Genomic DNA, 22990 nt, shown 5'->3' with positions numbered 1-22990 from the left:
CGCACGTCGGACGGGAGAGTACGGCGTGGGGGGGCGCAGCAGTCTGCTGCGGGCGAGGACTCAGTACGCCCCCCGACCCCAGAGCACGGACCCGACGGTCTTCCAGAGGATCATCGCGTCGGTGGCGGGCGACCAGCTCTCGACGTAGCGGACGTCGAGACGCTCGGACTCCTCGGCGGACAGCTGCGAGCGCCCGCTGACCTGCCACAGCCCCGTGATGCCGGGCTTGACGAGGAAGCGGCGGTGCATGTCCTCGCCGTAGCGCTCGACCTCGGAGGCGAGCGGCGGGCGCGGGCCGACGAGCGACATCTCCCCCCGCAGCACGTTGAAGAGCTGCGGCAGCTCGTCGAGGGAGTAGCGGCGCAGCACGCGCCCGACGGGCGTGACGCGCGGGTCGCCCTTCATCTTGAACAGCACGCCGTTGCCCTCGTCCTGCGCCACGAGCCCGGCGAGGCGGGCGTCGGCGTCCTCGACCATGCTGCGGAACTTGAGCATGTCGAAGGGGCGGCCGTCGGCGCCCACCCGCTGCTGGCGGAACAGCACCGGGCCCGGGCTCGAGCGCCGCACCGCCACCGCGACGCCCACGAGCACCGGGGCGAGCGCGACGACCGCGAGTATCGCACCGACCCGGTCGATGACGCCCTTGGCGACGGCTCGGACGCCGCGCAGCTCCGGCCGCTCCAGGTGCAGCAGCGGCAGCCCGGCCACGGGCCGGATGGCCACGCGCGGGCCGGCGACCTCGGCGATGCCGGGGGCGACGACGAGCTCGGCGCTGGTCTCCTCCAGGCGCCACCCGAGCCGGCGCAGGCGGGCGGTGCCCATCTCGGCGCACGGGAGCACGGCGACCGTCTGGATCCCGTCGCGCCGGACGACCTCCACGACGTCGTCGAAGCCGCCGAGCACGGGCGTCGAGACGTCCACGACCTCGCCGTCGACGCCCACGAGCGACGCCGACGTGGTGCAGCAGCCGACGACCTCCATGCCCTGGTGGTGGGCCTGCTGCAGCTGGCGCACGAGGTCGCGGACTCCGTCGGCCCGGCCGACGACGAGCGTCGTCGACGTCCGCCGGCCCCGCCGGCGCAGGAGGTGGACGCGCCGGCGCATCACCAGGCGCGCCGCGAGCGTCAGGGCCAGGGCCAGGGGGAGCGCCACGACGACGTAGCCGCGGGCCACGTCGAGGTCGAAGGCGTAGGCCGTCGTGGAGACGGCCGCCACCACCGTGACGCCCGCGAAGGCGACCCGGCGGACCTCCTCGGGGCCGGTGAAGAGGAAGCGCGCCTCGTAGCCGCGCGCCGTCGCGACGGCGGCCACCCACAGCAGGGGCAGGAGGACCACCGACCAGGCCGGCTGGACGGCGATCTGCTGCCACCAGGCCCCGCCGGCGGCCAGGTGACCGAAGTGCGCGCCGTAGGCCAGCACCGCGGCGACCCCCGCGGCGGCGGCGTCCACCAGCGGCAGACGGGCGGTGTACCGGCGCTGCCACCCCTGCTCGCGGAGGTCGGGACGACGCGTGGACCGGCGGTCGACCATGCCGGGGGGCGCGTCCACGCCCCGCGGGCCCTCGGAGGGCGGGCCGTCGGAGCGCGGGCCCTGGGAGGGCGGGCCGTCGGAGCGCGGGCCCTGGGAGGACGGGCCGTCGGAGCGCGGGCCCTGGGAGGACGGGCCGGCCGGGGCTGGCACCTTGGGGGCCGCCGTCGGGGCTGCGCCCCGGCCCCAGCTCGCCGTGCCAGCGCTCATGCGGTCCACCTCGTCCCGGCCCCCCTGGTGCGGGGCGCCGCCTCAGCTCTGCGTCGGATCTACGTGTGAGCGGACGACCGTGTCGCGCGTCACCCACCGTACGGACCCATGAGCGATCCGTCACCCCTTCGAGACATATGTCGGGACATCGGATCTCGCCGGCCGCGCCGTGGACGGAACGCTCCGGCTCCCTGCCCGGCCGCACCTGGGACGCCACCCGCACACCACGGGGACACCACCGGGTCACCACCGGGTCACCACCGGGTCACCACCGGCGCGGGCACGCGCGTCCCCCGGACGGGCACGGGCGGTGCGTGGGAAGATCGCGGCCATGAGGACGGAGGCCGCGGGGACGACCGGGCTCGCACCCCGGGCGGGACGGCGATGAGCGCGGACCAGGGCTGGGCGGCGCCGGGAGGCCGCGGCGCGGACGGCCGCGACGGCCACCACGACGACGAGGGCGGCGCGGACCCGGCACCGGCACCGGCCTGGGCGCTCGGCAGCCAGCCGGCCGCCGGAGCGGCTGAGAGCAGCAGCGTGAAGGCCGGGACGCCGCAGGGCTGGGGTCCGCCACCCGGCACAGACCAGACCTGGTCGGCCCCGCTGCGCCCGGGCGTCGTGCCGCTGCGCCCCCTCGGGGTCTTCGAGATCTTCGAGGGCGGGTTCCGGTCGATCAGCGCCAACCCCAAGGTCATGCTCGGCATCTCGGCCGCCGTCTTCGGCGGGGTCGCCGTCCTGTCCCTGCTCCTGGCGCCGCTCTTCGGCGGCGTCCTCGCGTCGGTCTTCAACGACCTCCTGGCCGGGCCGGGGGTTGCGGGCGCGGGCGGCACCCAGGAGCTCGACGCCTTCGACTTCGCCGGCGCCGACCCGGTGACCTTCCTCGTCAGCGTCGTGGCGACCATCGCCCTGACCGGCCTGCTCGTGCTGTCGGTCAGCGGCTCGGTGATCGGGCGGGAGGTCAGCGCCAGCACGTTGTGGCAGCGGGTCAGGGGTCGGCTGCTGGCCCTGGTCGGCCTCTCGCTGCTGCAGACGCTGGTCTACCTCGTCGCCTTCGTCACGCCGCCGGTCGCCGGGGCGCTCCTCTTCTTCAGCTCGACGTCGGCCGGTGTCGTCGGGCTGCTGCTCGGCCTCCTCGCCGGGACCGCGCTGCTGGCCTGGGTGGCCACCGGCTGGGCGTTCGGGCCCGTTGCGCTGCTGCTGGAGCAGCGCTCCGTCCTCGGCGCGCTCGGCCGCAGCTGGGGCCTCGTGCGGGGCACGTGGTGGCGGGTCTTCGGCGTCCTGCTGCTGACGCTGGTCGTCACGACCATCGCCACGCTCGTCCTCGTCGGCCCGGCCTCGGTCGTGGCCGCGGTCATCGACGCCGTGGGCGGCGGCGGGGCGGGGGCCTCAGCGGCCGCCGTCTTCATCGGGCTGCTCTTCCAGACCCTGGCGCAGATCCTGGTCTTCCCCTTCTCCGCCGCCGTCACCGCCCTGCTCTACACGGACCTGCGGATCCGCCAGGAGGGCCTGGACGTCGAGCTCGCCCGGGCGGCCGAGGCCTCGCCCTGAGCGTCGTCCTGGGCGTCGTCCGGGCCACCAGCGGGGTCGGCGACCTCTCCCGCGAGCAGGCCCGCGACCTGCTCGCGGCAGAGCTGGCCGACCCGGCCTACGCCGACGCGCAGCCCTCCCTGCTGCAGCGAGCCCTCGACTGGTTGCTGCAGACCCTCGCCGACGCGCTGCCCGACGCCGTGGACGGCGGGCCGGTGCTCAGCGCCCTGGTGGTGCTCGTCCTCGGTGCCCTCGTCGCCCTCGCCCTGCTGCTCGGCGGCCAGGCCGCCCTGCGTGCCCGTCGACGCGGCGCGCAGGCCCCCGAGGTCTTCGCGCAGGCGCCCCGCCGGAGCGCGGCCGAGCACCGGCGCCGGGCGGACGAGGCCGCAGCCGCCGGGGACTGGCCCGAGGCCGTGGCCGAGCGCTTCCGCGCCCTCGTGCGCGGCGCCGAGGAGCGCGTGCTCGTCGACGAGCGGCCCGGCCGGACGGCCGGGGAGACGGCGGTCGAGCTCGGCGGGGTGCTGCCGGGGCTGGTCGAGCAGCTGCGCGCCGGTGCGCGGACCTTCGACGACGTCGTCTACGGCTCCGCCCCGGGCAGCGCGGACGACGACGCCCGCCTGCGCGCGCTGGAGGACCAGGTCGCCGCCGCCCGGCCGGCGCACCAGGACGCCTCGCCCGCGGCGAGCGGGGCCCCGCGGTGACCGGGCGGTGAGCCCCGTCGCCGCACCGGCCCAGCAGGACGGGGGCGCCACCGTCGACGACCGGCTCGCCTCGTCGGGCGCAGCCGACCGCCCCGGGGACGCAGCCGGCCCCGGCGACCGCGCCCGGCGCCGCCGTCGCCGGCTGCTCGTGGCCGCGCTCGCCCTGCTGGTGCTGGCCGCGCTGGTCGTCGGCTCCCTCGGCCGGACCGCCGACGACCTCGACCCGGCGAGCGCCACCCCGGGCGGGTCCCGCGCCCTCGCGCAGGTGCTCGGCGACCGGGGCGTCGAGGTCGTCCGGACGACGAGCACGCAGGAGACGGTGGACGCCGTCGCCGCCGCAGGCCCGGGCGGCGCCGCCGTGCTCGTCGTGCCCACGTCCCCCCTGGCGACGTCCCAGCTGGACGACCTCGCAGCCTCCGGCGCCGACCTGCTGCTCGTCGCGCCGCAGGAAGACGTCCTCGCCGCGCTGGCGCCGTCCCTGGTGGCCGCCGACGTCATCGAGGCCGCCGAGGGCGTGCCGCCGCAGTGCGAGCAGCCCGACGCCGTCGCCGCGGGGACCACCACGGGCGGCGGGGTGCTCGTGGAGCCGGCCGACGACGAGGACCCCGCCGTCACCTCCTGCTACGGGCTGCCCTTCGGCGGCGCGCCGTACGTCGTCGTCGAGCCTGCCGGGGCTGCGGCGGGAGAGCGCGCCACCGCGGGCCCGGGGCGCGTCGTGGTCCTCGGCCAGCCCGAGGTCCTCACCAACGAGCGCGTCTCCGCCGACGGCAACGCGGCGCTCGCGCTGCGGACGCTGGGGGCCCGAGACACCCTCGTCTGGTACCTGCCCGACCCGCTCGACCCCGCCCTCGCCGGCGACGACGCGACGCCGCTGGCCGCGCTGGTCCCACCGGGCCTCGTGCGGTCGGTGTACGTGCTGGGCGCCGCCGTCCTCGTGCTGCTCCTGTGGCGCGGGCGCCGGCTGGGCCGCCTCGTGCCCGAGCGGCTGCCCGTGCTCGTGCGCGCCGCCGAGACCGTCGAGGGCCGGGCCAGGCTCTACCGCGCCTCCGGCGCGCGCGAGCACGCCGCCGCGACGCTGCGCGCGGCATCCCTGGCGCGCCTGGCCGAGCGCCTCGGCGTGCCCGTCGCGGCCGGCGCCGCGGCGACCGACGCCGTCGTCGACGCCGCGGCCGCGGCGTCCGGACGTCCCGTCCGTGAGGTCGCCGACCTCTACCGCTCCCCCGCCCCCCGCGACGACGAGGCCCTCGTGGCCCTCGCCGCCGCCCTCGACGCCCTCGAGAAGGAGGTCCGACGCTCGTGAGCGAGCCGACCACCGCCCCACCCGTCCCCGACGCCCCCGAGCCTGACGGGGCCCGGCCCGCCGCCGGGCAGGTACCCGCCGCCGAGCCGCCGCCGCAGGCCGACCTGCCGTCGGAGGCCGAGGCGCGCGAGGCGCTCGCGGCCGTGCGCACCGAGGTCGGCAAGGCCGTCGTCGGCCAGGACGTCGCCGTCACGGGCCTGGTCGTCGCGCTGCTGTGCCGCGGGCACGTGCTGCTGGAGGGCGTGCCCGGGACGGCGAAGACGCTGCTCGTGCGGGCGCTGGCGGCCTCGCTGCAGCTGGGGACGGCGCGCGTGCAGTTCACGCCCGACCTCATGCCGGGCGACGTCACCGGCTCGCTCGTCTACGACGCGAAGGTCTCCGACCTCGTCTTCCGCGAGGGCCCGGTCTTCACCAACCTGCTGCTCGCCGACGAGATCAACCGGACGCCGCCGAAGACGCAGGCCTCGCTGCTGGAGGCGATGGAGGAGCGGCAGGTCAGCGTCGACGGCCGCGCCAGGCCGCTGCCGCGGCCCTTCGTCGTCGCGGCCACGCAGAACCCGGTCGAGCAGGAGGGCACGTACCCCCTCCCCGAGGCGCAGCTGGACCGGTTCCTGCTCAAGCTCCGGCTGCCGCTGCCCGCGCGCGAGGCCGAGCTGCAGGTCCTGGAGCGGCACGCCGCCGGCTTCGACCCGCGCGACCTCGCCGCCGCGGGGCTGCGCCCGGTCGCCGGGCCGGAGCACCTGGCCGCGGGCGCGCGGGCCGTCGCCGGCGTCCGCGTGGCGCCCGAGGTGCTCGGCTACGTCGTCGACGTCGTGCGGGCCACCCGCCAGGCGCCGTCGCTGTCCCTCGGCGTCTCCCCCCGCGGCGCGACGATGCTCCTGGCGACCAGCCGGGCGTGGGCGTGGTTGCAGGGCCGGGACTACGTCAGCCCGGACGACGTCAAGGCGCTCGTGCCGGCGACGCTCGGCCACCGCGTGCAGCTGCGCCCGGAGGCCGAGCTGGAGGGCGTGAGCGTCGACGCGGTGCTGGGCAGCGTGCTCGCCGGCGTGCCCGTGCCCCGCTGAGGGCCGGCGTGGCCGTCACCGGACGCCTCGTCGCGCTCGTCGCGGTGGGGGGCGTGCCGATCGCCCTGCTGCCCGGGTGGGCCCCCGTGCTGGCCTGGGTGCTGCTCGTGCTGCTCGCCGTCGGGCTCGACCTGCTGCTGGCCGTCTCCCCGAAGGCCCTGGCGCTGGAGCGCTCGGTGCCCACCTCGCTGCGCCTGGACGAGGCGACGACGTGCGAGCTGCTCGTCACCAACCCGACGCCGCGGCGGCTGCGCGGTCTCGTGCGCGACGCCTGGGGGCCCTCGGCCGGGGCCGGCGTGGACCGCCACCGCCTCGACGTGCCGGCCGGCGAGCGACGCCGGTACCTCACCCCGCTGCGCCCGACCCGGCGCGGCGACCGACCGGCCGACCTCGTGACGGTGCGCTCCCTCGGCCCGCTGGGCGTGGCGGGGCGGCAGCGGTCGCTGCCCGCGCCGGCGAGCCTGCGGGTGCTGCCGCACTTCCGCTCCCGCCGGCACCTGCCGAGCCGCCTGGCGCGGCTGCGCGACGTCGAGGGCCGCTCGTCGGTGCAGGTGCGCGGGCAGGGCACCGAGTTCGACAGCCTTCGCGACTACGTCGACGGCGACGACGTCCGCTCGATCGACTGGCGGGCGACGGCGCGGCGCCAGGAGCTCGTCGTCCGCACCTGGCGCCCCGAGCGCGACCGCCGGGTGCTGCTCGTGCTCGACACCTCGCGCACGGCGGCCGGGCGGGTCGGGGACGCCCCGCGCCTGGACGCCGCCATGGACGCCGGGCTGCTGCTCGCGGCCCTGGCCAGCCGGGCCGGGGACCGGGTGGACCTCGTGGCCGTCGACCGGCGCGTGCGGGCCCGCGTGGAGCGGGCCACCGGCGCCGCGCTGCTGCCCGCGCTCGTGCAGGCGATGGCGCCGCTGGAGGCGCGGCTCACCGAGGCCGACTGGCCGCTCGTCGTGCGGACCGTGCGGACGTCGCTGACCCGGAGGGCGCTCGTCGTCCTCCTGACGCCGCTGGAGGCGGCGGTCGAGGAGACGCTGCTGCCGGTGCTGGAGCAGCTGACGGCCCGCCACCAGGTCGTCCTCGCCAGCGTCACGGACCCGCGGGTGGAGGAGATGCGCGCCGGGCGCGGCGACGAGGTCGCCGTCTACGGCGCCGCGGCGGCCGAGCGGACCGTCCTGGAGACCGACCGGCTCGCCCGCCGGCTCGCCCGCTCCGGCGTGCACGTCGTCCGGGGAACGCCGGAGGAGCTGCCGCCGCGCCTGGCCGACGCCTACCTGGCGCTCAAGGCCGCCGGGCGGCTGTAGCCCGTGGCCGCTCGCCGACCAGCCCGGCGGGCCCGCGCGGCAGGGTGAAGAGACCGGGGAGCCCCGCGAGGAGCCGGCGCAGCCCCTGGGTGCCGGCGAGGGTGAGCGCGAGCAGCAGCAGGACCACCGTCGTCGACAGGAGCGCCGTCGCGAGCGCGGACGAGGGCGCCAGCGCGCGGACCGCGGCACCGAGCGGCTCGCGCAGCGGGAGCATCACGACGCTGAGCACCAGCTCGTGCAGCACGTACAGGGGCAGCGTCACCCGGCCGAGACGGGCCAGCGCCTCGACGGGCCGGGTCGCCGGCAGGGCGGCCGTCACGACGACCGCGCCGACGACGCCGACGACGCCGGTGAGCAGGTGGGCGCCCGGGAGCGGGACGCCGGCCGGGACCCACCACGCCAGCAGGACGAGGGTGGGGCAGGCCAGCAGCGCCAGCACGCCCCACCCCCACGGCACGGCGGTGCTCACGACCGCGAGCACCCCCGGCAGCCGGGCGCCCGCGAGGAAGAACGGCACCAGACGCGCCATCGCCTGCCACGCGAAGCCCGTCTCGGGCTCCGGCACGAGCGCCACGACGGTCACGGACACGAGCGCGGCCCCGAGCAGCAGAGCCGCGGTGGGGACCCGGCGCAGCAGCCGTCCGAGCACCGTGAAGACGGCGAGGGCGTAGAGGTACCAGAGCGAGTTGTCCGGGAGGGCGAGCCCGAGCAGGGCCGCGCCCCACGCCCCGCCGGGGTCGGCCTCGGCGTGGCGCGCGTACGGCACCACGGAGTACAGCGCGGCGCCGAGCACCATCCACAGCAGGTACAGCCACAGCAGGACCAGCACCTTGCCCCGCAGCAGCGCCCGCCACGGCCGCTCCAGCGCCCGGGCGGCCAGCAGCCCCGAGACGAGGAAGAACAGCGGCATCCGCACGCCCGCGAGCAGCGCGTCCACCGCGGGCACCCGCTCGCCGAGCAGTCCCTGGGCCAGCGCCGCCGCGACGCAGTGGTGCAGCACGACGAGCAGGATCGCCGCGCCGCGGGCCCGGTCGACCCACGCCAGACGCTCACCGCCCGGCGTCGTCACCTCGCCCACGTGCGGCTCCCCTCGCTCGACGTGCGCCGCCCGAGCCGCAGCGCCCCACGTCCGCCGGCGCCGGCCGCCCCGAGTAGAGCACCCGAGACCGCCGCCGCGGCCCCGCCGGCCACCATCGGCCCCGACGTCATCCGTCAGGCTGACGGCGCCGACGACGGGGACTCGGTGACGACGTCGGAGACCCCCCTGGCGGGAGCCACGCGCCTGAGCACCCTCGGTGGAGGCGGGTCAGCCTCGCGTCGGTGCGACGTCCCCCACCTCGTCGGCGCGCAGGTCCCCCGTCTCGCCCGCCGCGACGCCGCGACGACCGAGGACGCCGACGTAGACGACGAAGGCGAGCAGGACGGCGAGGCCGACGCCCACGCGCAGCCACGTCGGCCACGGCGCGGGCGTGACGAAGCCCTCGACCACGCCGGAGACGGCGAGGACGCCGACGAGGCCCAGGGCGACGGTGAACAGGGCGCGTCCCTCCGTGGCGAGGGAGTCTGCGCGGGTGCGGGCGCCGGGAGCGACCCAGGCCCAGAAGATCCGCAGCCCCGCGGCGCCGGCGACGAAGATCGCCGTCAGCTCCATGAAGCCGTGCGGGAGGATGAAGGCGAAGAACACGGCGCCACGGTCGTAGGCGAACAGCAGCCCCGCGGCCTGGCCGACGGCGATGGCGTTGACGGCCAGCAGGTAGACGACCGGGAAGCCGGCGATGCCCAGGGCGATGCAGAGCGCGGCGATGCGGGCGTTGTTCGTCCAGACCTGCCCGGCGAAGGACGCGGCGGTGTTCTGGGAGTAGTACTCGACGAAGTCGTTCTCGACGTACTGGCGTGCGTCGGCCTCGCTGCCGAGGGCGGCGAGGACGGCGGGGTCGGTGGCGACCCAGGTGGCCACGGCGGCGCCGACGAGGCAGAAGAGGACGCCGATGGCCACGGTCAGCCACCGGGTCCGGTAGACGGCGACGGGGAAGGAGACCAGGACGAAGCGGGCCAGCTCGCGCCAGGCGGGCTCGCGCACCCCGCCCAGGCGGTGGCGGGCCTGCCCGACCAGCCGCGAGAGCCGCGAGACCAGCACAGGGTCGGGGCTCTCGGCCTGCAGCTGGGACAGGTGCGTCGCCGTCCGCTGGTACAGCCGGACCAGCTCGTCGGCGTCGGCCCCCGTCGTCCGCCCCCTCCTCAGCAGCACCTCGAGGCGCTGCCAGGTCGGCTCGTGCACCTCGACGAACGCGTCGACGTCCAGGGCTCCCCCTCGCTGGTGCGGGTCACGGCACGCCCGTGGGGCGCGTCCGCCCGAGGCTACGCGGGGGCGGCGACGGGCGCGGGCACGCAGGCCTCGTCGACCCGTCCGGGCGACGGAGCGCCGAGGGGACGGCCCGTGACGGCGCTGCCTGGCACCATCGGCCCGTGAGCACGCAGACGGGCTCGGCGCGGTGGGAGGACGAGGCGCTGGCGCACGCCCTCGGGGCGGGCGTCGTCACCGGCGACGCCGTCGTGCTGGAGCTGCCGCGGGCCTCCCCCGCGGTGCGGCTGGTGTCCGGGCTGCTGGACGCGCTCGTCGTCGTGCTCCTCGCGGTCGTCCTGGCCTTCACGCTCGGGCCGCTGCTGCCCCTGGGCAACACCTCGGCCGTCGCGACGATCGTCGGGCTGGCGCTCGCGCTGCTCTTCCTCGCGGTGCCCGCCGGGGTGGAGACCCTGACGCGCGGCCGCTCCCTCGGCCGGCTCGTCGTGGGGACGCGGGTGGTGCGCGACGACGGCGGCCCCACCCGCTTCCGGCACGCCTTCGTCCGGGCCCTCGCCGGGGTGCTGGAGCTGTGGCTGCTCGCGGGCGGCCCGGCGCTCATCACCGCGCTCGTGAGCCGGCGCGGCAAGCGCCTGGGGGACCTGCTCGCCGGGACCGTCGTCGTGCGCGAGCGAGCCGCCCGCCAGGAGGTCGGGCGCGCGGCGATGCCGCCCGAGCTGGCCGCGTGGGCGGCTTCGGCCGACGTCGCCTCGCTGCCGGCGGGGCTGGCGCTGGCGTGCCGCCAGCTGCTCGCGCGCCGCCATCGGCTCAACCCGTCCTCGCGCGAGCGGCTCGGGGCCGCGCTGCGGGCCGACGTCGTCGACCGCGTCTTCCCGCCGCCGCCGGGCTCGGCTCCCGACGAGCGCGTCCTGGAGGCCGTGCTCGCCGAGCGCCACCGCCGCGACCTGGAACGGCTGCGTCGCCAGGAGGACCGGCGCCGTGCCGACGCCGAGCACCTGCACCGCCTGCCCTTCGAGCCCTGAGCCAGCGGGCGGGCCGGCGTCAGTAGCGGTAGGCCTCGGGCTTGTACGGCCCCTCGACCGGCACGCCGAGGTAGTCGGCCTGGCCCTGCGTGAGCTCGGTGAGCCGGACGCCGAGCGCTCCCAGGTGCAGGCGGGCGACCTTCTCGTCCAGGTGCTTGGGCAGCACGTGCACGCCCGTGCCGTAGGCGTCGGTGCGGGTGAAGAGCTCGACCTGGGCGATCACCTGGTTGGAGAACGAGCAGCTCATGACGAAGGACGGGTGCCCCGTCGCGTTGCCGAGGTTCATCAGCCGGCCCTCGGAGAGCACGATGATGCTGTGCTCGGGCTCCTCCGCCGTGCCGGCGAACACCCACTCGTGCACCTGCGGCTTGATCTGGGTGCGGACCACGCCGGGGACCTTCTCCAGCCCGGCCATGTCGATCTCGTTGTCGAAGTGGCCGATGTTGGCGACGACCGCCTTGTCCTTCATCCGCCGCATCTGGTCGGCGGTGACGACGTCCTTGCAGCCCGTCGTCGTGACGACGACGTCGGCGACGGTCAGGACGTCCTCCAGCGTCGTGACCTGGTACCCCTCCATCACCGCCTGCAGCGCGCAGATGGGGTCGACCTCGGTGACGACGACCCGGGCGCCCTGGCCGCGCAGTGACTCGGCGCAGCCCTTGCCGACGTCGCCGTACCCGCAGACGACGGCGACCTTGCCGCCGATGAGGATGTCGGTGGCCCGGTTGAGGCCGTCGACGAGGCTGTGGCGGCAGCCGTAGGTGTTGTCGAACTTCGACTTGGTGACGGCGTCGTTGACGTTGATGGCGGGGAAGAGCAGCGCGCCGTCACGGGACATCTCCACGAGGCGGTGGACGCCCGTCGTCGTCTCCTCGGTGACGCCCTTGAGGTCCGCCGCCAGGCGGGTGAAGCGCTGGCCGTCGGCGGCCAGGCTGCGCCGCAGCGTCTCCAGGACGACGGCGTGCTCGGCGTTCTCGGCGCTCTCGGCGCCGGGGACCTCGCCGGCCTTCTCGACCGCGACGCCCTGGTGGACCAGCAGCGTGGCGTCGCCACCGTCGTCGAGGAGCATGTTGGGGCCGTCGTGGCCCTCGCGGCTCCAGTCGAGCGCGCGGTCGGTGCACCACCAGTACTCCGCGAGCGTCTCGCCCTTCCAGGCGAAGACCGGGACGCCGGCGGGGGCGTCGGGCGTGCCGGTGCCGACGACGACGGCGGCCGCGGCCTCGTCCTGGGTCGAGAAGATGTTGCAGCTGGCCCAGCGGACCTCGGCGCCGAGCGCGGTGAGGGTCTCGATGAGCACCGCCGTCTGCACCGTCATGTGCAGCGAGCCCGTGACCCGGGCGCCGGCGAGCGGCTGCGCCGGGCCCATCTCCTCGCGCAGGGCCATGAGACCGGGCATCTCGTGCTCGGCGAGGCGGATCTGGTGGCGGCCGGCCTCGGCCAGCCCCAGGTCGGCCACGCGGTGCTCGACGCCGCCGACGACGACGGCGTCGGGCAGGTCCGCCGGCGCCGTCGAGCCGGTGGGGGCGGTCGCGGCGGGCTGGGCAGGGGCGGTGAGCGTCACGGGGACGTCCTTCCTGGGTGGGGTCCTGGCGGAGCCCGCGCTGGGGCTCAGGTCCACCGGCGCGGCCCCTCTGGGCCTGCGGTCACCACCGACGCCGGACCCGCTCAGGGTACGCCGTCGGCCGCGGGCCCGGCCGGGCCCCGCCGGCCGGCGTGGTCGCCGCGACGTCCGCGCCGGGCACCACCGGCGGCGGCGCGGCCGCTCAGCCGAAGACGTGGACGACCAGCGCCAGACCGCCGGCCCAGGTGCTCGCGCCCAGGACGAACGCCGCCCCCCAGCCCGCCATGGCCTGCAGCGGCGTGCCGCGCCCGAGGTCGTCCTCGGGGTCGGCCACGTCGGCGGCCTCGCGCACCCGCCACGACGGGGCGACGTCGCGGAAGACGACGTGGCCGCCGGCGCCCTCGAGGTCGTCGTGACGGGGCCGCACCTGGGCCGGGGCGAGCAGGCCCGCGGGCACAGCAGGGGCAGTCAGGTCGTCCGAGGCCATGGCACCCCTTCGGGCGGAGCCCGCCAGCGCTGGAGGGGGTGCACCCAGGAGCTCCCCGGACGGAGCACACGGTTGCCCCGTCCGGGCGATGCGTCGTCGCATGGCCGCATCATGACCCCCCGCCCCCGGCGCCGCGCAGGGCACCCCGGGCCGTGACCGGAACGGGACATACCTCTCGACCCGGGCGCTCTCCCGAGAGCCGTCCGCGGGCGCCGCCGGCGAGGAGCAGGCTCAGCCCAGGACGTCGCGCAGCTCGGCGACGTGCGGCGAGGTGGCCGGGTCCAGACCGCTGGCCAGGGCCAGGTAGGCGGCCGCGAAGTCGGTGCGCGAGACCAGCCGGGCGAAGCGGGCGAGCGGGCCGCCCTCGTCGGCGACGACGTCGCTCGTGCGGACCCCGGAGCGCTCGGCGAGCGCCAGCACGGCCGAGGACGGGCCGGTGGTCGCCTCGCGCAGCAGCACGAGGCGCAGGCGGCTGCGGGCCGGGCCGTCGAGGAAGGGGTCGTCGAAGAGGTCGTCCTCCGCGGCGGCGGCGAAGGGCCCCCCGAAGGTCGCCACGACGTCGCCGGCGTCGTCGGGCAGCCGGCCGTGGACGGCCGGGACCCGCGCGGTGCGCGCCAGCACCGACGCGGCCCGCCGGGCCGCGACGCCGGCGAGGTCCCCGTCGCCGAGCAGCACCGGGACGTCGCCCGAGAGATCCAGCGCCAGCGTCTTGGCCGGGTTGACGAAGGCCTCCGAGGACGGGCGGCAGGCCTCGGCCTCGTCGTCCAGCGCCCGGGCGACCTCCTCCAGCGCCTCGCGCGCGCCCGCCGCCCCGGAGGTCTCCCCGATCGGGGCCAGGACGCCGAGGGAGGAGGTGACGCAGAGCGCCGGCGTCAGCAGCGACCACAGCGCCGTCCGGGAGGTCGGGGCCGACGTCGACTCCCGGCCCGGCTCGGGCAGCGGCACGTGCACCCCGCGGGCCGCGGCGCAGACCGCCTCCAGCGGTGACCCGGCGGCGCTGACGGTCAGCAGCCGCGCGCCCCTGCGCCCGGCCTCGGCGGCGAGCGCCACCGTCGCCCCCGCCCGGCCGGAGAGGGACACCGCCACGACCAGGTCCAGCGCCCCGACCCAGGCCGGCAGCACCGAGCCGGTCCGGGCGACGACGGGGACGGCGGCCCGCTGGCCCGCGAGCGCCTCCAGCGCCCCGGCGACCACGGTCGCCCCGCCCCGCGCCGCGACGACGACGGCACGCGGCCGGTCGGCGGCCTCCCACCGCGAGGCCGGGCTCTCCTCGACCAGCTCCAGCGCCCGCCGCACCTGGGCGCCGGCCCCCGCGAGCGCCCGCAGGACCGAGGCGGGGTCGGCGGCGGCCAGGGCGTCGGCGTCGTCGAGGAGCCCCTCGTCGAGCTCAGGCACCGGGCGCGCCGGCCGCCGGCTCGGCGACCGCCTCGTCGACGAGCAGCACGGGGACGCCGTCGACGACGGGGTAGCGCAGCGGCGGGTCGGCGTCGACCGCCACGAGGGCCACCAGGCGTCCCTCGCCGTCACGACGGTCCTCCAGGCGGCCGCCGGTGGCCGGGCACCGCAGCACCTCGCGGAGCCAGGCCGGTGGCTCCTCCAGCCGCGAGCCCGCGGCCGCGCCGCCCGTCCCGGCGCTCATGCGTCGGCCCGCACGAGCGCGAGGACCTCGTCGCGCACCGCCGTCATCGTCGCGGCGTCGACGGCCTCGACGTTCAGGCGCAGCAGCGGCTCGGTGTTGCTGGCGCGCAGGTTGGCCCACCAGGCCCGCCCGAAGGGGCCCCTCCCGGGACCTCCCCCGGCGTCGTCCGGAGTGAGCGGCGCGGTGAACGTCACGCCGTCCAGCTCGTCGACGCCGGCACCGCGCGCGGCCATGACGGCCCGGACCCGCTCCACCGCGGCGGGGACGTCGGGCACGGTCGAGTTGATCTCCCCGCTCGCGACGTAGGGCGCGTAGTCGGCCACCAGCTCCGAGAGCCTCCCCTGGCTGCTGCCGAGCGCGGCCAGCACGTGCATGGCCGCGAGCATGCCCGTGTCGGCGCCCCAGAACGCCGCGAAGTAGTAGTGCGCCGAGTGCTCCCCGCCGAAGACGGCCCCGGTGCGCGCCATCTCCTCCTTGATGTAGGAGTGCCCCACCCGCGTGCGCACGGCGCTGGCGCCGGCGGCCTCGACGAGCTCGGGCACGACGGCCGAGGTGATGAGGTTGTGGATCACCGTGACGGCCGCCTCGTCCTCCTGCGCCCGCTCGCGGGCGATCTCCCGCAGCGCCACGAGCGCCGTCACGGCGCTGGGGCTCACGGCCTCGCCCCGCTCGTCGACGACGAAGCAGCGGTCGGCGTCGCCGTCGAAGGCCAGGCCCACGTCGGCGCCCTGGTCGACGACGGCCCGCTGGAGGTCCACGAGGTTGGCCGGCTCCAGCGGGTTCGCCTCGTGGTTCGGGAAGGTGCCGTCGAGCTCGAAGTAGAGGGGCCGCACGTCCAGCGGCAGCGCGGGCAGCCCCGCGGCCTCGCCCAGGACGGCGGGCACGGTCAGCCCGGCCATCCCGTTGCCGGCGTCCACGACGACGCGCAGGGGGCGGGAGCCGGAGAGGTCGACGAGCTGGCGCAGGTGCTCGCCGTAGCCGCGCAGCAGGTCCTCCTCGCGGCGGGCGCCCCGTCCGTCCACGACGTCGTGGCCACCCGCGGCCAGGGACGCGCTCGCGTGGTCGCGCACCGCGGCGAGCCCCGAGTCGAGGCTGACCGGGCGGGCGCCGGCCCGGCACAGCTTGATGCCGTTGTACCGCGCCGGGTTGTGGCTCGCCGTGAACATCGCGCCCGGCGCGTGCAGGACGCCGCTGGCGTAGTAGAGCCCGTCGGTCGAGCAGAGGCCGATGAGGACCACGTCGGCGCCGCGGTCCTGCGCGCCGGCGGCGAAGGCGTCGACGAGGCCGTCCGAGCTCGGTCGCATGTCATGCCCGACGACGAGGCGAGGCCGCGCGGCGCCGCCGGGCTCGTGCGCCCCGCCGGCCGGGTGCACCGGCTCCAGGACGAGGACGTCTGCGACGGCCGCGCCGAGAGCGCGGGCCGTCGTCTCGTCCCACTGGTCGGGGACGACCCCGCGGACGTCGTAGGCCTTGACGATGGTGGAGAGGTCGGGGTCGGGGCTGCTCACGCGGCGGACGCTACCGGCGCGCCCCCCGCTCAGGCGGGGCGACGGGTCCGGGCGAGCACGTCCTCGATGCGCAGGCCGACGCCGTCGGCCTCCCAGCCGCGGTGGTCGCAGCGCCCGCAGGAGGTGAAGACGGCCGCCGTGCCGTCCGTCAGCGTCATGGCCAGGCGGGTCACGCGCGGCGCCTCGCACGAGGGGCACCCGACGACCTCGGACGCCGCGGTCTGCGTCAGCGAGCCGAGCGGGACGACCGGCGCGGGGCGACGGGTGCGCGGGCGGGGGACGGCGGCGGCGCGGGTGCTGGGCACGGAGGAACTCCTCGGGGCTGCAGACGGGCCGCGTGGGCGCGGCGTGACCACCCCTGCATCGGGCGATCGGGTGACCGGGCTTGAGCACGTCACCCGGACGGAGCAGCACGAGGCCCTCCTCGGGCCGGGGCGGGCCCGACCCCTCAGCCTTGGGAGCCGCCGTCGCGCAGCACGCGCAGGTGCCCCCGCCGCGCGGACTCGCGCGCCTTCCGCTCGCCGCCCCCGCCCTCAGGGCCGCCGCGCGGGGCGCCCCGGACGGTCGCGGACGGCTCGGGCCGGGCCCGCCCGGCGTCCCGGACGGCGTCGGCCAGGGCCAGGAGGTCGTCGTCGCTGCGACGGCCGGCCGGGACGTCGGGGGCCAGCCGCACGACCTCCCACCCGCGGGGCGCCGTCAGCCGCTCCGAGTGGCCGGCGCAGAGGTCGTAGGTGTGCGGCTCCGCCGTCGCGGCGAGGGGGCCGAGCACCGCGGTGGAGTCGGCGTAGACGTACGTCAGCGTCGCGACGGGCGGCTGGGGGCACGCGCTGCGGCAGCACCGCCGGACCCGGGGCCGCCCCCGGCCGCCCGCCGCGCTCGTCGTCGTCACGGGCGACGACGCTACCCGCCGGGCCCGAGGGCGCCGCGGCCCCACGCCGCGCGCCGTAACCTCCCGGTGTGCCCGACCCCGCCCACCGCGCCCGGCGCCGGCGCGACCGCCGCGGCCGCGGGCTGCGGGGGCCCCTGCTGCCGGCGGGCCTGCCCGCCGCCCGCACCCGGGGAGAACGCTTCGACGACCTCGTGCTCGACGCGGTCGAGGACGTCGAGCGCGTGCTGGACCAGCCGCTCTCCCACATCGAGTTCGCCGTCGAGGACGTGCCGCCGGGCGAGCCGTCGGACGTGGTCGGGGAGGCCGTCCCCCTCGGGCGCTACACCCCGGCCGAGCGGGGCGCGCCGGCCCGGGTCGTGGTCTACCGCCGACCGGTCGAGACGCGGGCCGGCGAGCCCGCCGAGCTCGAGGACCTCGTGCACCAGGTCGTCGTCGAGCAGGTCGCCCACGCCCTGGGCACCGAGCCCGAGCGGCTCGACCCGCACTACCGCGAGGACTGACGCACCCCTGGTCACCCTCGACCTCAGGTCGAGGGTGACGAGCCTTGCGAGGGGGTCCGGCTCAGGGCCACCGGCCCGGCGGGGCCACGAGCACCGGCGTGCTGCCCGCCGCGGCCGGCACCGACGACGGCGGCACGACGGCGACCGCCCCGGGCACGTCCGCCGCCACCAGGACGAGCGCGGCGTGCAGGCCCGTCGCGGCAGGGGCCGGCGACACCGGCTGCCCACCGTCCTGCGTGGCGCCGCCCTGCCCACCGTCAGCACCCCCGTCAGCACCACCGGCCTCCTCGGTCTCCTCGGCCGCCGCCTGCTCCGCCGCAGCCTCGGCCTCGGCGTCGACGACGACCTCGACGACGACGAGACCGGTGAGACCCTCGCCGACCTGCGCCGGGTCCAGGGTGCGCGTCGACCGGGCGGGGACGGCGACCTCGAAGGGGTCGGTGCGGGCGCCGTCGGCCGCGAGGCCGACCACGGAGGCCGTCGCCTGCCCGGCGCCGGCGTTCGTCAGCAGCACCTGCGCGCCCAGGCCGGCATCGCCCCGGGGCAGTGCCAGCCCCGCCCCGGGCGCGAGCGGCGCGGTCGCGGGCGCGACGGCGAGGTCGGCCGGCCCGTCCGGGTCGTCGGCTCCCGCGCTGCGCGCGAGGACGACGGCGGCCGTCACGGGGACGTCCGAGCGCACCACGACCCCGGCGGCGCCTGCCGGCACCCCGCCGAGGGGGACGTCGACGACCTCGCCCGCGGGCACGGCGACCGACGTCGCGAGGCCCGCCGCGGCGGCGGCTCCCGCCTCGTCGGCGAGCACGTCGACCTCGACGGTCGCCGTCTCCTCCCCCGGGGCGACGACCCGCAGCACGGCCGAGCCGGCACCGGCCGTCGCGAGCCCGGGGACCACCTGGGTCAGCGCCGGGGCCGCCGCCGGCGTGACGACCTCGACGCCGCGCGGCACGATACCGACCAGGCGCGAGACGACGAGCGACGGTGCCACGGAGCCGCCGGTGCTCGTCACATGGACGGCGAGCGGCTCGACCGCCTCCTCGACGAGCCCGTCGAGGAGGACCTCCGAGCGCTCCCCCGGCGGGACGACGACGTCCTGGCCGCCGGGAGGCTGAACGACCCCCTCGGGCGTGTGCACGCCCAGGCTGACCTCCGCGGCCGTCGCGCCGGGGTTGAGCAGGGACAGCCGCGTGCTCGTGCCTGCGGCCGTCGAGCCGCCCACGAGCCACGCGTCCGACGTCGGCGCCGCGCACGAGGACGCGGACAGGCCCCGCAGGTCCCCGTCGGGGGTGAGCGAGGTCGACAGCCCTGACAGGGAGGGCGCCGCCTGGCCCGTCGGGCCCGTCACCGACACGGTCGCCGCGCCGCCGGAGCCGCCGGCCCCCTCGACCACGGCGACGCCGTCGTCGGTCGGCTCGACCTGCGTCGCCGGCGCCGACGCCGTACCCGAGGTGGTCGAGGAGGCCGACTCCACGGGCGCCGTGACGACCAGCGGCCCCTGCGCGCCGTCGGCCAGGAGGACGAGGCGCCGGTCGGTCGGGGACTGCTCCGCGGCGAACTCCTCGTCCGTCTCCTCGACGGCCGCCGTCAGGACCGGCCCGCCCGCGCAGCCCAGCGACGAGGCCCCCGGCTGGGTCCCCACCTCGACGACCCCGGCGCCTGCGGGCACCGCCGCGGCCACGTGGTCGACGACGCCGTCCTCCACCACGACCAGCGCCGCCGTCCCGACGACGAGCGCCACCGAGGCGACCGCGGCGAGGAGGCGCGGGCCGTGGCGCAGGCCCGGCGGCCCGGGCTCGCCGCGGTCGGCGGCCTCCTGCTGACGGGCCGGTTCTTGCGGCGTCCAGCCGCTGCTCGTGCCGTCCTGCGCCGCTGCGCTCCCCATGCCGTCCTCCGTGCCTGCGCCGCTCATGCCGTCCTCCGCCCCGGCAGGGGCACCGCGAGCAGCGCCGCGAGCAGCAGCCCGACGCCGGCGACCCACGGCCACGGGCCATCGGGCGAGGTCCAGCCCCCGACGTGCCGGACGGCCAGCTGGCCACCGTCGGCCGGCAGGGCGAAGGCCTGCGCCCACGGGCTGCTCGCGGGTGCCTCGGCCGGCTCGAGGGCCTCGCCCGACAGCGTCGCCTCCCAGCCGGGGTCCGCCTGCTCGGCCAGCACGAGCACCCGGCCCTCCGGCCCGGGGTCGAGCGGGGCCGACCCGCTCCGCGCGCTCGCGGCGACGACCTGCTGCACCTGCCCGTCGGCGTCGAGCACGCGCAGCACCCCGACGTCGGGCGTGCCCTCCGGGGGCGGGGCGACGCGCCAGAGCACGGCCCCGTCGACCTCGGCGGCCCGCTGCAGGCCGTCGACGGCGTCGAGCGCCGAGGCGGCGTCGGTGCCGGCGGCAGACAGCGCACCCTCGGGCGGCAGCAGGACCACGAAGCCGGCCGCCAGCACGGCGAGCGCGTCGCGGGCGCCCGGGTCGTTCGCGACGAGGGCCGCCGCGGCCGCCGCGACGGGGGCGGCGGCCCGGTCCGCGGGCTGCTCCCCCGGCGCGGCCGCGGACGCGGCCACGAGCGAGCTCGTGCCGGCGAGGTCGACGCCGGCGCGCGCGAGCACCGCCGTCACCGGCGGTGGGTCGTCGGCCCCGGCGACACCGGCGGGGAGGTCCGCCGCCTCCGGCGCGCGGGCGTCGTCGGCACCGGTGCCCGCGGCCGCGGCCGGGGGGCGCAGGACGAGGGTGCGCAGCCCCGGCCCCGAGGCGGCGCCGGCCGCCGCCGTCTCGGGCAGCTGGGGGCCCTGCCCGCGGGCCACGAGCCCCAGGGCTGCGGCCTGCTCGTCGCCGGTCCCGGCCTGGGCGAGCGTCCAGACGCCCGTCGTCCCGCCGGCGAGGGCGAGCACGACGACGGTCGCGGCGAGGCGCGCCGCCCGCGGCCCCGGTCGGTCGGGAGCCGGACGTCGTGGTCCGGTCGCGCCCAGCGGACCGGCGAGCAGCGGCACCGCCGCGACGAGCAGGCCCAGCAGCACGGTGCTCGCCGCCGGCCCCGACCAGGCGGGCGCGACGACCGCCCCGTCGCCGCCGTCGACCACGCCGGCACCCACGGACGCCGCGGCGGCGGCGAGCGCCGTCCCGAGCGCGACGAGCGCCCAGCCCCCGACGGCGCGCGGGCGCAGCACCGCGGCGACGAGGGCCACGACGGCCAGCGCTGCCGCCGCGGCCAGCGGCAGGCCCACGAGCAGCCACGCGGGCCACGTGCTCGGCAGTCCCAGGAGGTCGGTCGCGACGCCGGTGGCGTCCAGCGGCTGCGCCAGCACCTGCTGCCAGAGCGGCGTCTGCGCGAGCGCGACCGGGGGCACCGGCCCGCCGAGCAGGGCCCCGAGCGCCTGCGCCCGCCCGGTCGGCCCCTCGCCGGCGCGCGCGGCCACCGCCAGCGCCCACGGGCCGACGACCGCGGCGACGGGCAGCCCGGCCACGAGCAGGGGCAGCCGGCGGCGCGCGCTCACCGCCAGGGCGAGGAGCACGAGCAGCGCGGGCGCCAGGAGCACCGGCGCGCCGACGCCGACGACGACGAGCGCGAGCGCGGTCACCCCGGTCACCGCCCACGCGCGGCGTCCGGAGCGGGCGCGGTAGCCCGACAGCAGGCAGCGGGCCAGCCAGGGCAGCGCGGCGTGCGCCACCACGGGCCCGAGCCGGCCGGTGCTCACGCCGAGGAGCAGCGGCATGCCTCCGGCCCACGCCAGCGCGCCGGCCGCGCGCAGCAGCCGGCTGCGGGTGAGGGCGCCCGCGCCCCACCACGCCGCCGCGGCGGAGGCCGGGACGGCGAGCAGCAGCACCGCCGCCACGAGCAGGCCGGGGCGCCCGGCCAGGGGGGCTGACAGCGCGCCCAGCACGCCCACGAGCGGGTCGGCGGGGGCGGCCACCCCCGTGCCGCTGCCCGACCAGGACGAGCGCGCGGCCGCCCACAAGGTCGCGGCCTCTGCGGGCGCCGGGGGCAGGGCCGGCGCCTGCACGACGCCGCCCGGGCCGAGGAGGCGGCGCAGCGCCAGCACCGAGAGGGCGAGCAGGGCACCGACGAGCACGAGCGCGGCGAGCGGGTCGCGCCGCGGCGGCAGCCCACCCGGGGCGTGGGGACGGGTCCGGGGGTGCTCGGCGGCGCGCGCAGCGTCCTCGGCCTCCACCTCGGCGGCGGCCCGCCGCAGCGACCAGCGGTCGCGGTGGTGCCGGCGCACCTCCCCGGGCGAGGCCAGCAGCGGCCGCAGCGCCGAGCGCCCGCGCACCGAGACGGCGGCGGCGCGCCGGCGAGCGGCCACCAGCCGGTCGGGCCGCAGGACGACGCCGACCACGGCGCCGAGCTCGGCCGGCGCGTGGCCCGGGTCCTTGAGCAGGAAGCGCCACAGCGCCCGCATCGCCCCCGCGAGCAGGACGCCGACGAGGGCGAAGGGCAGGCCGAGCGGCGAGGCCGACACGAGCCGGGTGTACGCGGCGCTCGCCGGGCCTCCCCCGACGACCTGGGCGTGGCGCCCGGGCCGCTCGACGACCGCCGAGGGCACGGTGACGACGCCGTGGCCGGCCATCCGCACGCGGCGCGAGAGGTCCAGGTCGGCACCGTCGAGGGGCAGCGCCGGGTCGAAGCCGCCGACCTCGTCGAGCACGTCCCGGCGCACCAGCATCCCGGCGCCCGCCACCGCCAGGACGTCCTCGCGGTCGTCGACCTGCCCCTGGTCGAGCTCGTCGGCGGCCACGCGGGTCAGCGCCGTGCCGCGCCGGCTCGTCGTGAAGCCCGCCTGGAGCAGCCGTCCGGGGGCGTCGAGGTCGCGCACCTTGGGGCCGGCGACCGCCACGCCGGGGCGCAGCTCCACGGCGGCCAGCAGCCGCTCGAGGGCGTCGGGCGCGGCGACGACGTCGTCGGTCAGCAGCCACAGCCACGGGACGGGGGCGTCCAGCGAGGGCGTCCCCGTGGCGTCGGGGGCGTCCGGCGCGCCTGGCCGTCCGCGGCCCGACGACCCGCCGTCGCCGGCCTGGCTGCCCGTCACCTTGTGGCGGCCGTCCTCGCCGCGGAGACGGCGACGCCCCGAGGGCGGCGCGCCGGGCAGCACCCGGACCAGCTCCGCGGGGGTCGAGCGCCGGCGCAGGTACGGCTCGAGGCCGTGCTCCTGCAGGACCTCCAGGCTGCCCGGGTGGCACCCGCTGGCAACCGCCTGGACGAGCGACGGACGGCGGGTCTGCGCGGCGAGCGCGGCGAGCACGCGGCGCAGCCGCTGCGGGGCCTCCGGCGAGGTGTCCGACACGAGCAGGAGGACCGTCACCGTGACGGCGTCGGGCTCACCGTCGGCGGGACCGTTGAGCGGCCCGGTGGTTGGCCCGGTGGTTGGCCCGGTGAGTGGCCCGGCGTGGGGCTCGGACGGGGAGGGCACGACGGGCAACCGTACGGGAGGTGGCGTGGTGCCCCCGGCCTCCTGGCCGTCGGGGCGGGTCGCGACG

At 78.4% G+C, this 22990-nt stretch carries 19 protein-coding genes; 7 read left to right on the top strand and 12 right to left on the bottom strand.

The window, feature by feature from the left end; all coding sequences use genetic code 11:
- Positions 1–60: 60 nt before the first annotated feature.
- Positions 61–1737, bottom strand: coding sequence for a sugar transferase (locus WDV86_RS06740; protein ID WP_339566838.1), 1677 nt, complete (start codon positions 1735–1737; stop codon positions 61–63).
- A 384-nt stretch (positions 1738–2121) separates the two neighbouring features.
- Here WDV86_RS06740 and WDV86_RS06735 point away from each other — a divergent pair, with 384 nt between their 5' ends.
- The 5 genes from WDV86_RS06735 to WDV86_RS06715 all read left to right on the top strand — a co-directional run bounded on the left by WDV86_RS06735 (position 2122) and on the right by WDV86_RS06715 (position 7627).
- Positions 2122–3285, top strand: a complete 1164-nt coding sequence (locus WDV86_RS06735; protein ID WP_339566837.1) for a glycerophosphoryl diester phosphodiesterase membrane domain-containing protein — start codon at positions 2122–2124, stop codon at positions 3283–3285.
- Between the two features lie 143 nt (positions 3286–3428).
- Positions 3429–3965 (top strand): DUF4129 domain-containing protein, encoded by a 537-nt coding sequence (locus tag WDV86_RS06730; protein ID WP_339566836.1) that lies wholly within the window; start codon positions 3429–3431, stop codon positions 3963–3965.
- A gap of 7 nt (positions 3966–3972) precedes the next feature.
- On the top strand, positions 3973–5265 hold the full coding sequence (locus WDV86_RS06725; RefSeq protein WP_339566835.1) for a DUF4350 domain-containing protein: 1293 nt from the start codon (positions 3973–3975) through the stop codon (positions 5263–5265).
- Positions 5262–6329, top strand: coding sequence for an AAA family ATPase (locus tag WDV86_RS06720; RefSeq protein WP_339566834.1), 1068 nt, complete (start codon positions 5262–5264; stop codon positions 6327–6329). Before WDV86_RS06725 ends, WDV86_RS06720 begins: the two co-directional genes overlap by 4 nt.
- A gap of 8 nt (positions 6330–6337) precedes the next feature.
- The gene (locus tag WDV86_RS06715) at positions 6338–7627 is read left to right on the top strand and encodes a DUF58 domain-containing protein (protein ID WP_339566833.1); all 1290 of its coding nucleotides are present in this window, start codon (positions 6338–6340) and stop codon (positions 7625–7627) included.
- Here WDV86_RS06715 and WDV86_RS06710 read toward each other — a convergent pair.
- Both WDV86_RS06710 and WDV86_RS06705 read right to left on the bottom strand, forming a co-directional pair.
- Positions 7605–8705 carry an acyltransferase family protein gene (locus tag WDV86_RS06710; protein WP_339566832.1) on the bottom strand — a complete coding sequence of 367 codons (1101 nt, stop codon included), beginning with the start codon at positions 8703–8705 and terminating at the stop codon, positions 7605–7607. The genes WDV86_RS06715 and WDV86_RS06710 overlap by 23 nt on opposite strands.
- Positions 8706–8933: 228 nt before the next feature.
- Positions 8934–9905 (bottom strand): stage II sporulation protein M, encoded by a 972-nt coding sequence (locus WDV86_RS06705; RefSeq protein ID WP_339566831.1) that lies wholly within the window; start codon positions 9903–9905, stop codon positions 8934–8936.
- A 188-nt stretch (positions 9906–10093) separates the two neighbouring features.
- On the opposite strand from WDV86_RS06705, the gene WDV86_RS06700 reads away from it, so the two are divergent.
- Positions 10094–10951, top strand: a complete 858-nt coding sequence (locus WDV86_RS06700; RefSeq protein WP_339566830.1) for an RDD family protein — start codon at positions 10094–10096, stop codon at positions 10949–10951.
- A 19-nt stretch (positions 10952–10970) separates the two neighbouring features.
- Here the strand turns inward: WDV86_RS06700 and ahcY are convergent, their stop codons facing one another.
- The 7 genes from ahcY to WDV86_RS06665 all read right to left on the bottom strand — a co-directional run bounded on the left by ahcY (position 10971) and on the right by WDV86_RS06665 (position 17035).
- Positions 10971–12446 (bottom strand): adenosylhomocysteinase, encoded by a 1476-nt coding sequence (ahcY, locus tag WDV86_RS06695; protein ID WP_339566888.1) that lies wholly within the window; start codon positions 12444–12446, stop codon positions 10971–10973.
- A gap of 268 nt (positions 12447–12714) precedes the next feature.
- A complete protein-coding gene (locus tag WDV86_RS06690) occupies positions 12715–12999 on the bottom strand; it encodes a hypothetical protein (protein ID WP_339566829.1) in 285 nt (94 codons plus the stop codon).
- A 231-nt stretch (positions 13000–13230) separates the two neighbouring features.
- Entirely contained in the window at positions 13231–14394 is a 1164-nt protein-coding gene (locus tag WDV86_RS06685; RefSeq protein WP_339566828.1) for an SIS domain-containing protein, read from the bottom strand.
- A complete protein-coding gene (locus WDV86_RS06680; protein ID WP_339566827.1) occupies positions 14387–14638 on the bottom strand; it encodes a Trm112 family protein in 252 nt (83 codons plus the stop codon). The genes WDV86_RS06685 and WDV86_RS06680 overlap by 8 nt, the downstream gene beginning before the upstream one ends.
- A complete protein-coding gene (locus WDV86_RS06675; protein ID WP_339566826.1) occupies positions 14635–16146 on the bottom strand; it encodes a phosphomannomutase/phosphoglucomutase in 1512 nt (503 codons plus the stop codon). Before WDV86_RS06675 ends, WDV86_RS06680 begins: the two co-directional genes overlap by 4 nt.
- Before the next feature lie 29 nt (positions 16147–16175).
- The gene (locus WDV86_RS06670; RefSeq protein WP_339566825.1) at positions 16176–16451 is read right to left on the bottom strand and encodes a hypothetical protein; all 276 of its coding nucleotides are present in this window, start codon (positions 16449–16451) and stop codon (positions 16176–16178) included.
- A gap of 143 nt (positions 16452–16594) precedes the next feature.
- Entirely contained in the window at positions 16595–17035 is a 441-nt protein-coding gene (locus tag WDV86_RS06665) for a DUF3499 domain-containing protein (protein ID WP_339566824.1), read from the bottom strand.
- Positions 17036–17103: 68 nt separating this feature from the next.
- Here WDV86_RS06665 and WDV86_RS06660 point away from each other — a divergent pair, with 68 nt between their 5' ends.
- Complete coding sequence (locus WDV86_RS06660) at positions 17104–17535, top strand: metallopeptidase family protein (protein WP_339566823.1); 432 nt, start codon at positions 17104–17106, stop codon at positions 17533–17535.
- A 61-nt stretch (positions 17536–17596) separates the two neighbouring features.
- Here WDV86_RS06660 and WDV86_RS06655 read toward each other — a convergent pair whose 3' ends face one another.
- Positions 17597–19441 (bottom strand): DUF5719 family protein, encoded by a 1845-nt coding sequence (locus tag WDV86_RS06655; RefSeq protein WP_339566822.1) that lies wholly within the window; start codon positions 19439–19441, stop codon positions 17597–17599.
- Positions 19438–22923 (bottom strand): glycosyltransferase family 2 protein, encoded by a 3486-nt coding sequence (locus tag WDV86_RS06650; RefSeq protein ID WP_339566821.1) that lies wholly within the window; start codon positions 22921–22923, stop codon positions 19438–19440. The genes WDV86_RS06655 and WDV86_RS06650 overlap by 4 nt, the downstream gene beginning before the upstream one ends.
- Positions 22924–22990: the final 67 nt, after the last annotated feature.

The organism is Pseudokineococcus sp. 1T1Z-3 (assembly GCF_037482365.1).
GTDB lineage: Bacteria > Actinomycetota > Actinomycetes > Actinomycetales > Quadrisphaeraceae > Pseudokineococcus.
Note: the sequence above shows the minus strand (reverse complement) of the source record. Positions and strands in the feature narration are given on the sequence as shown.

Coding starts and splice junctions, on each gene's coding strand:
- WDV86_RS06735 (WP_339566837.1), top strand. CDS start 2,122: ATGAGCGCGGACCAGGGCTGGGCGGCGCCGGGAGGCCGCGGCGCGGAC.
- WDV86_RS06655 (WP_339566822.1), bottom strand. CDS start 19,441: ATGAGCGGCGCAGGCACGGAGGACGGCATGGGGAGCGCAGCGGCGCAG.
- WDV86_RS06680 (WP_339566827.1), bottom strand. CDS start 14,638: ATGAGCGCCGGGACGGGCGGCGCGGCCGCGGGCTCGCGGCTGGAGGAG.
- WDV86_RS06690 (WP_339566829.1), bottom strand. CDS start 12,999: ATGGCCTCGGACGACCTGACTGCCCCTGCTGTGCCCGCGGGCCTGCTC.
- WDV86_RS06740 (WP_339566838.1), bottom strand. CDS start 1,737: ATGAGCGCTGGCACGGCGAGCTGGGGCCGGGGCGCAGCCCCGACGGCG.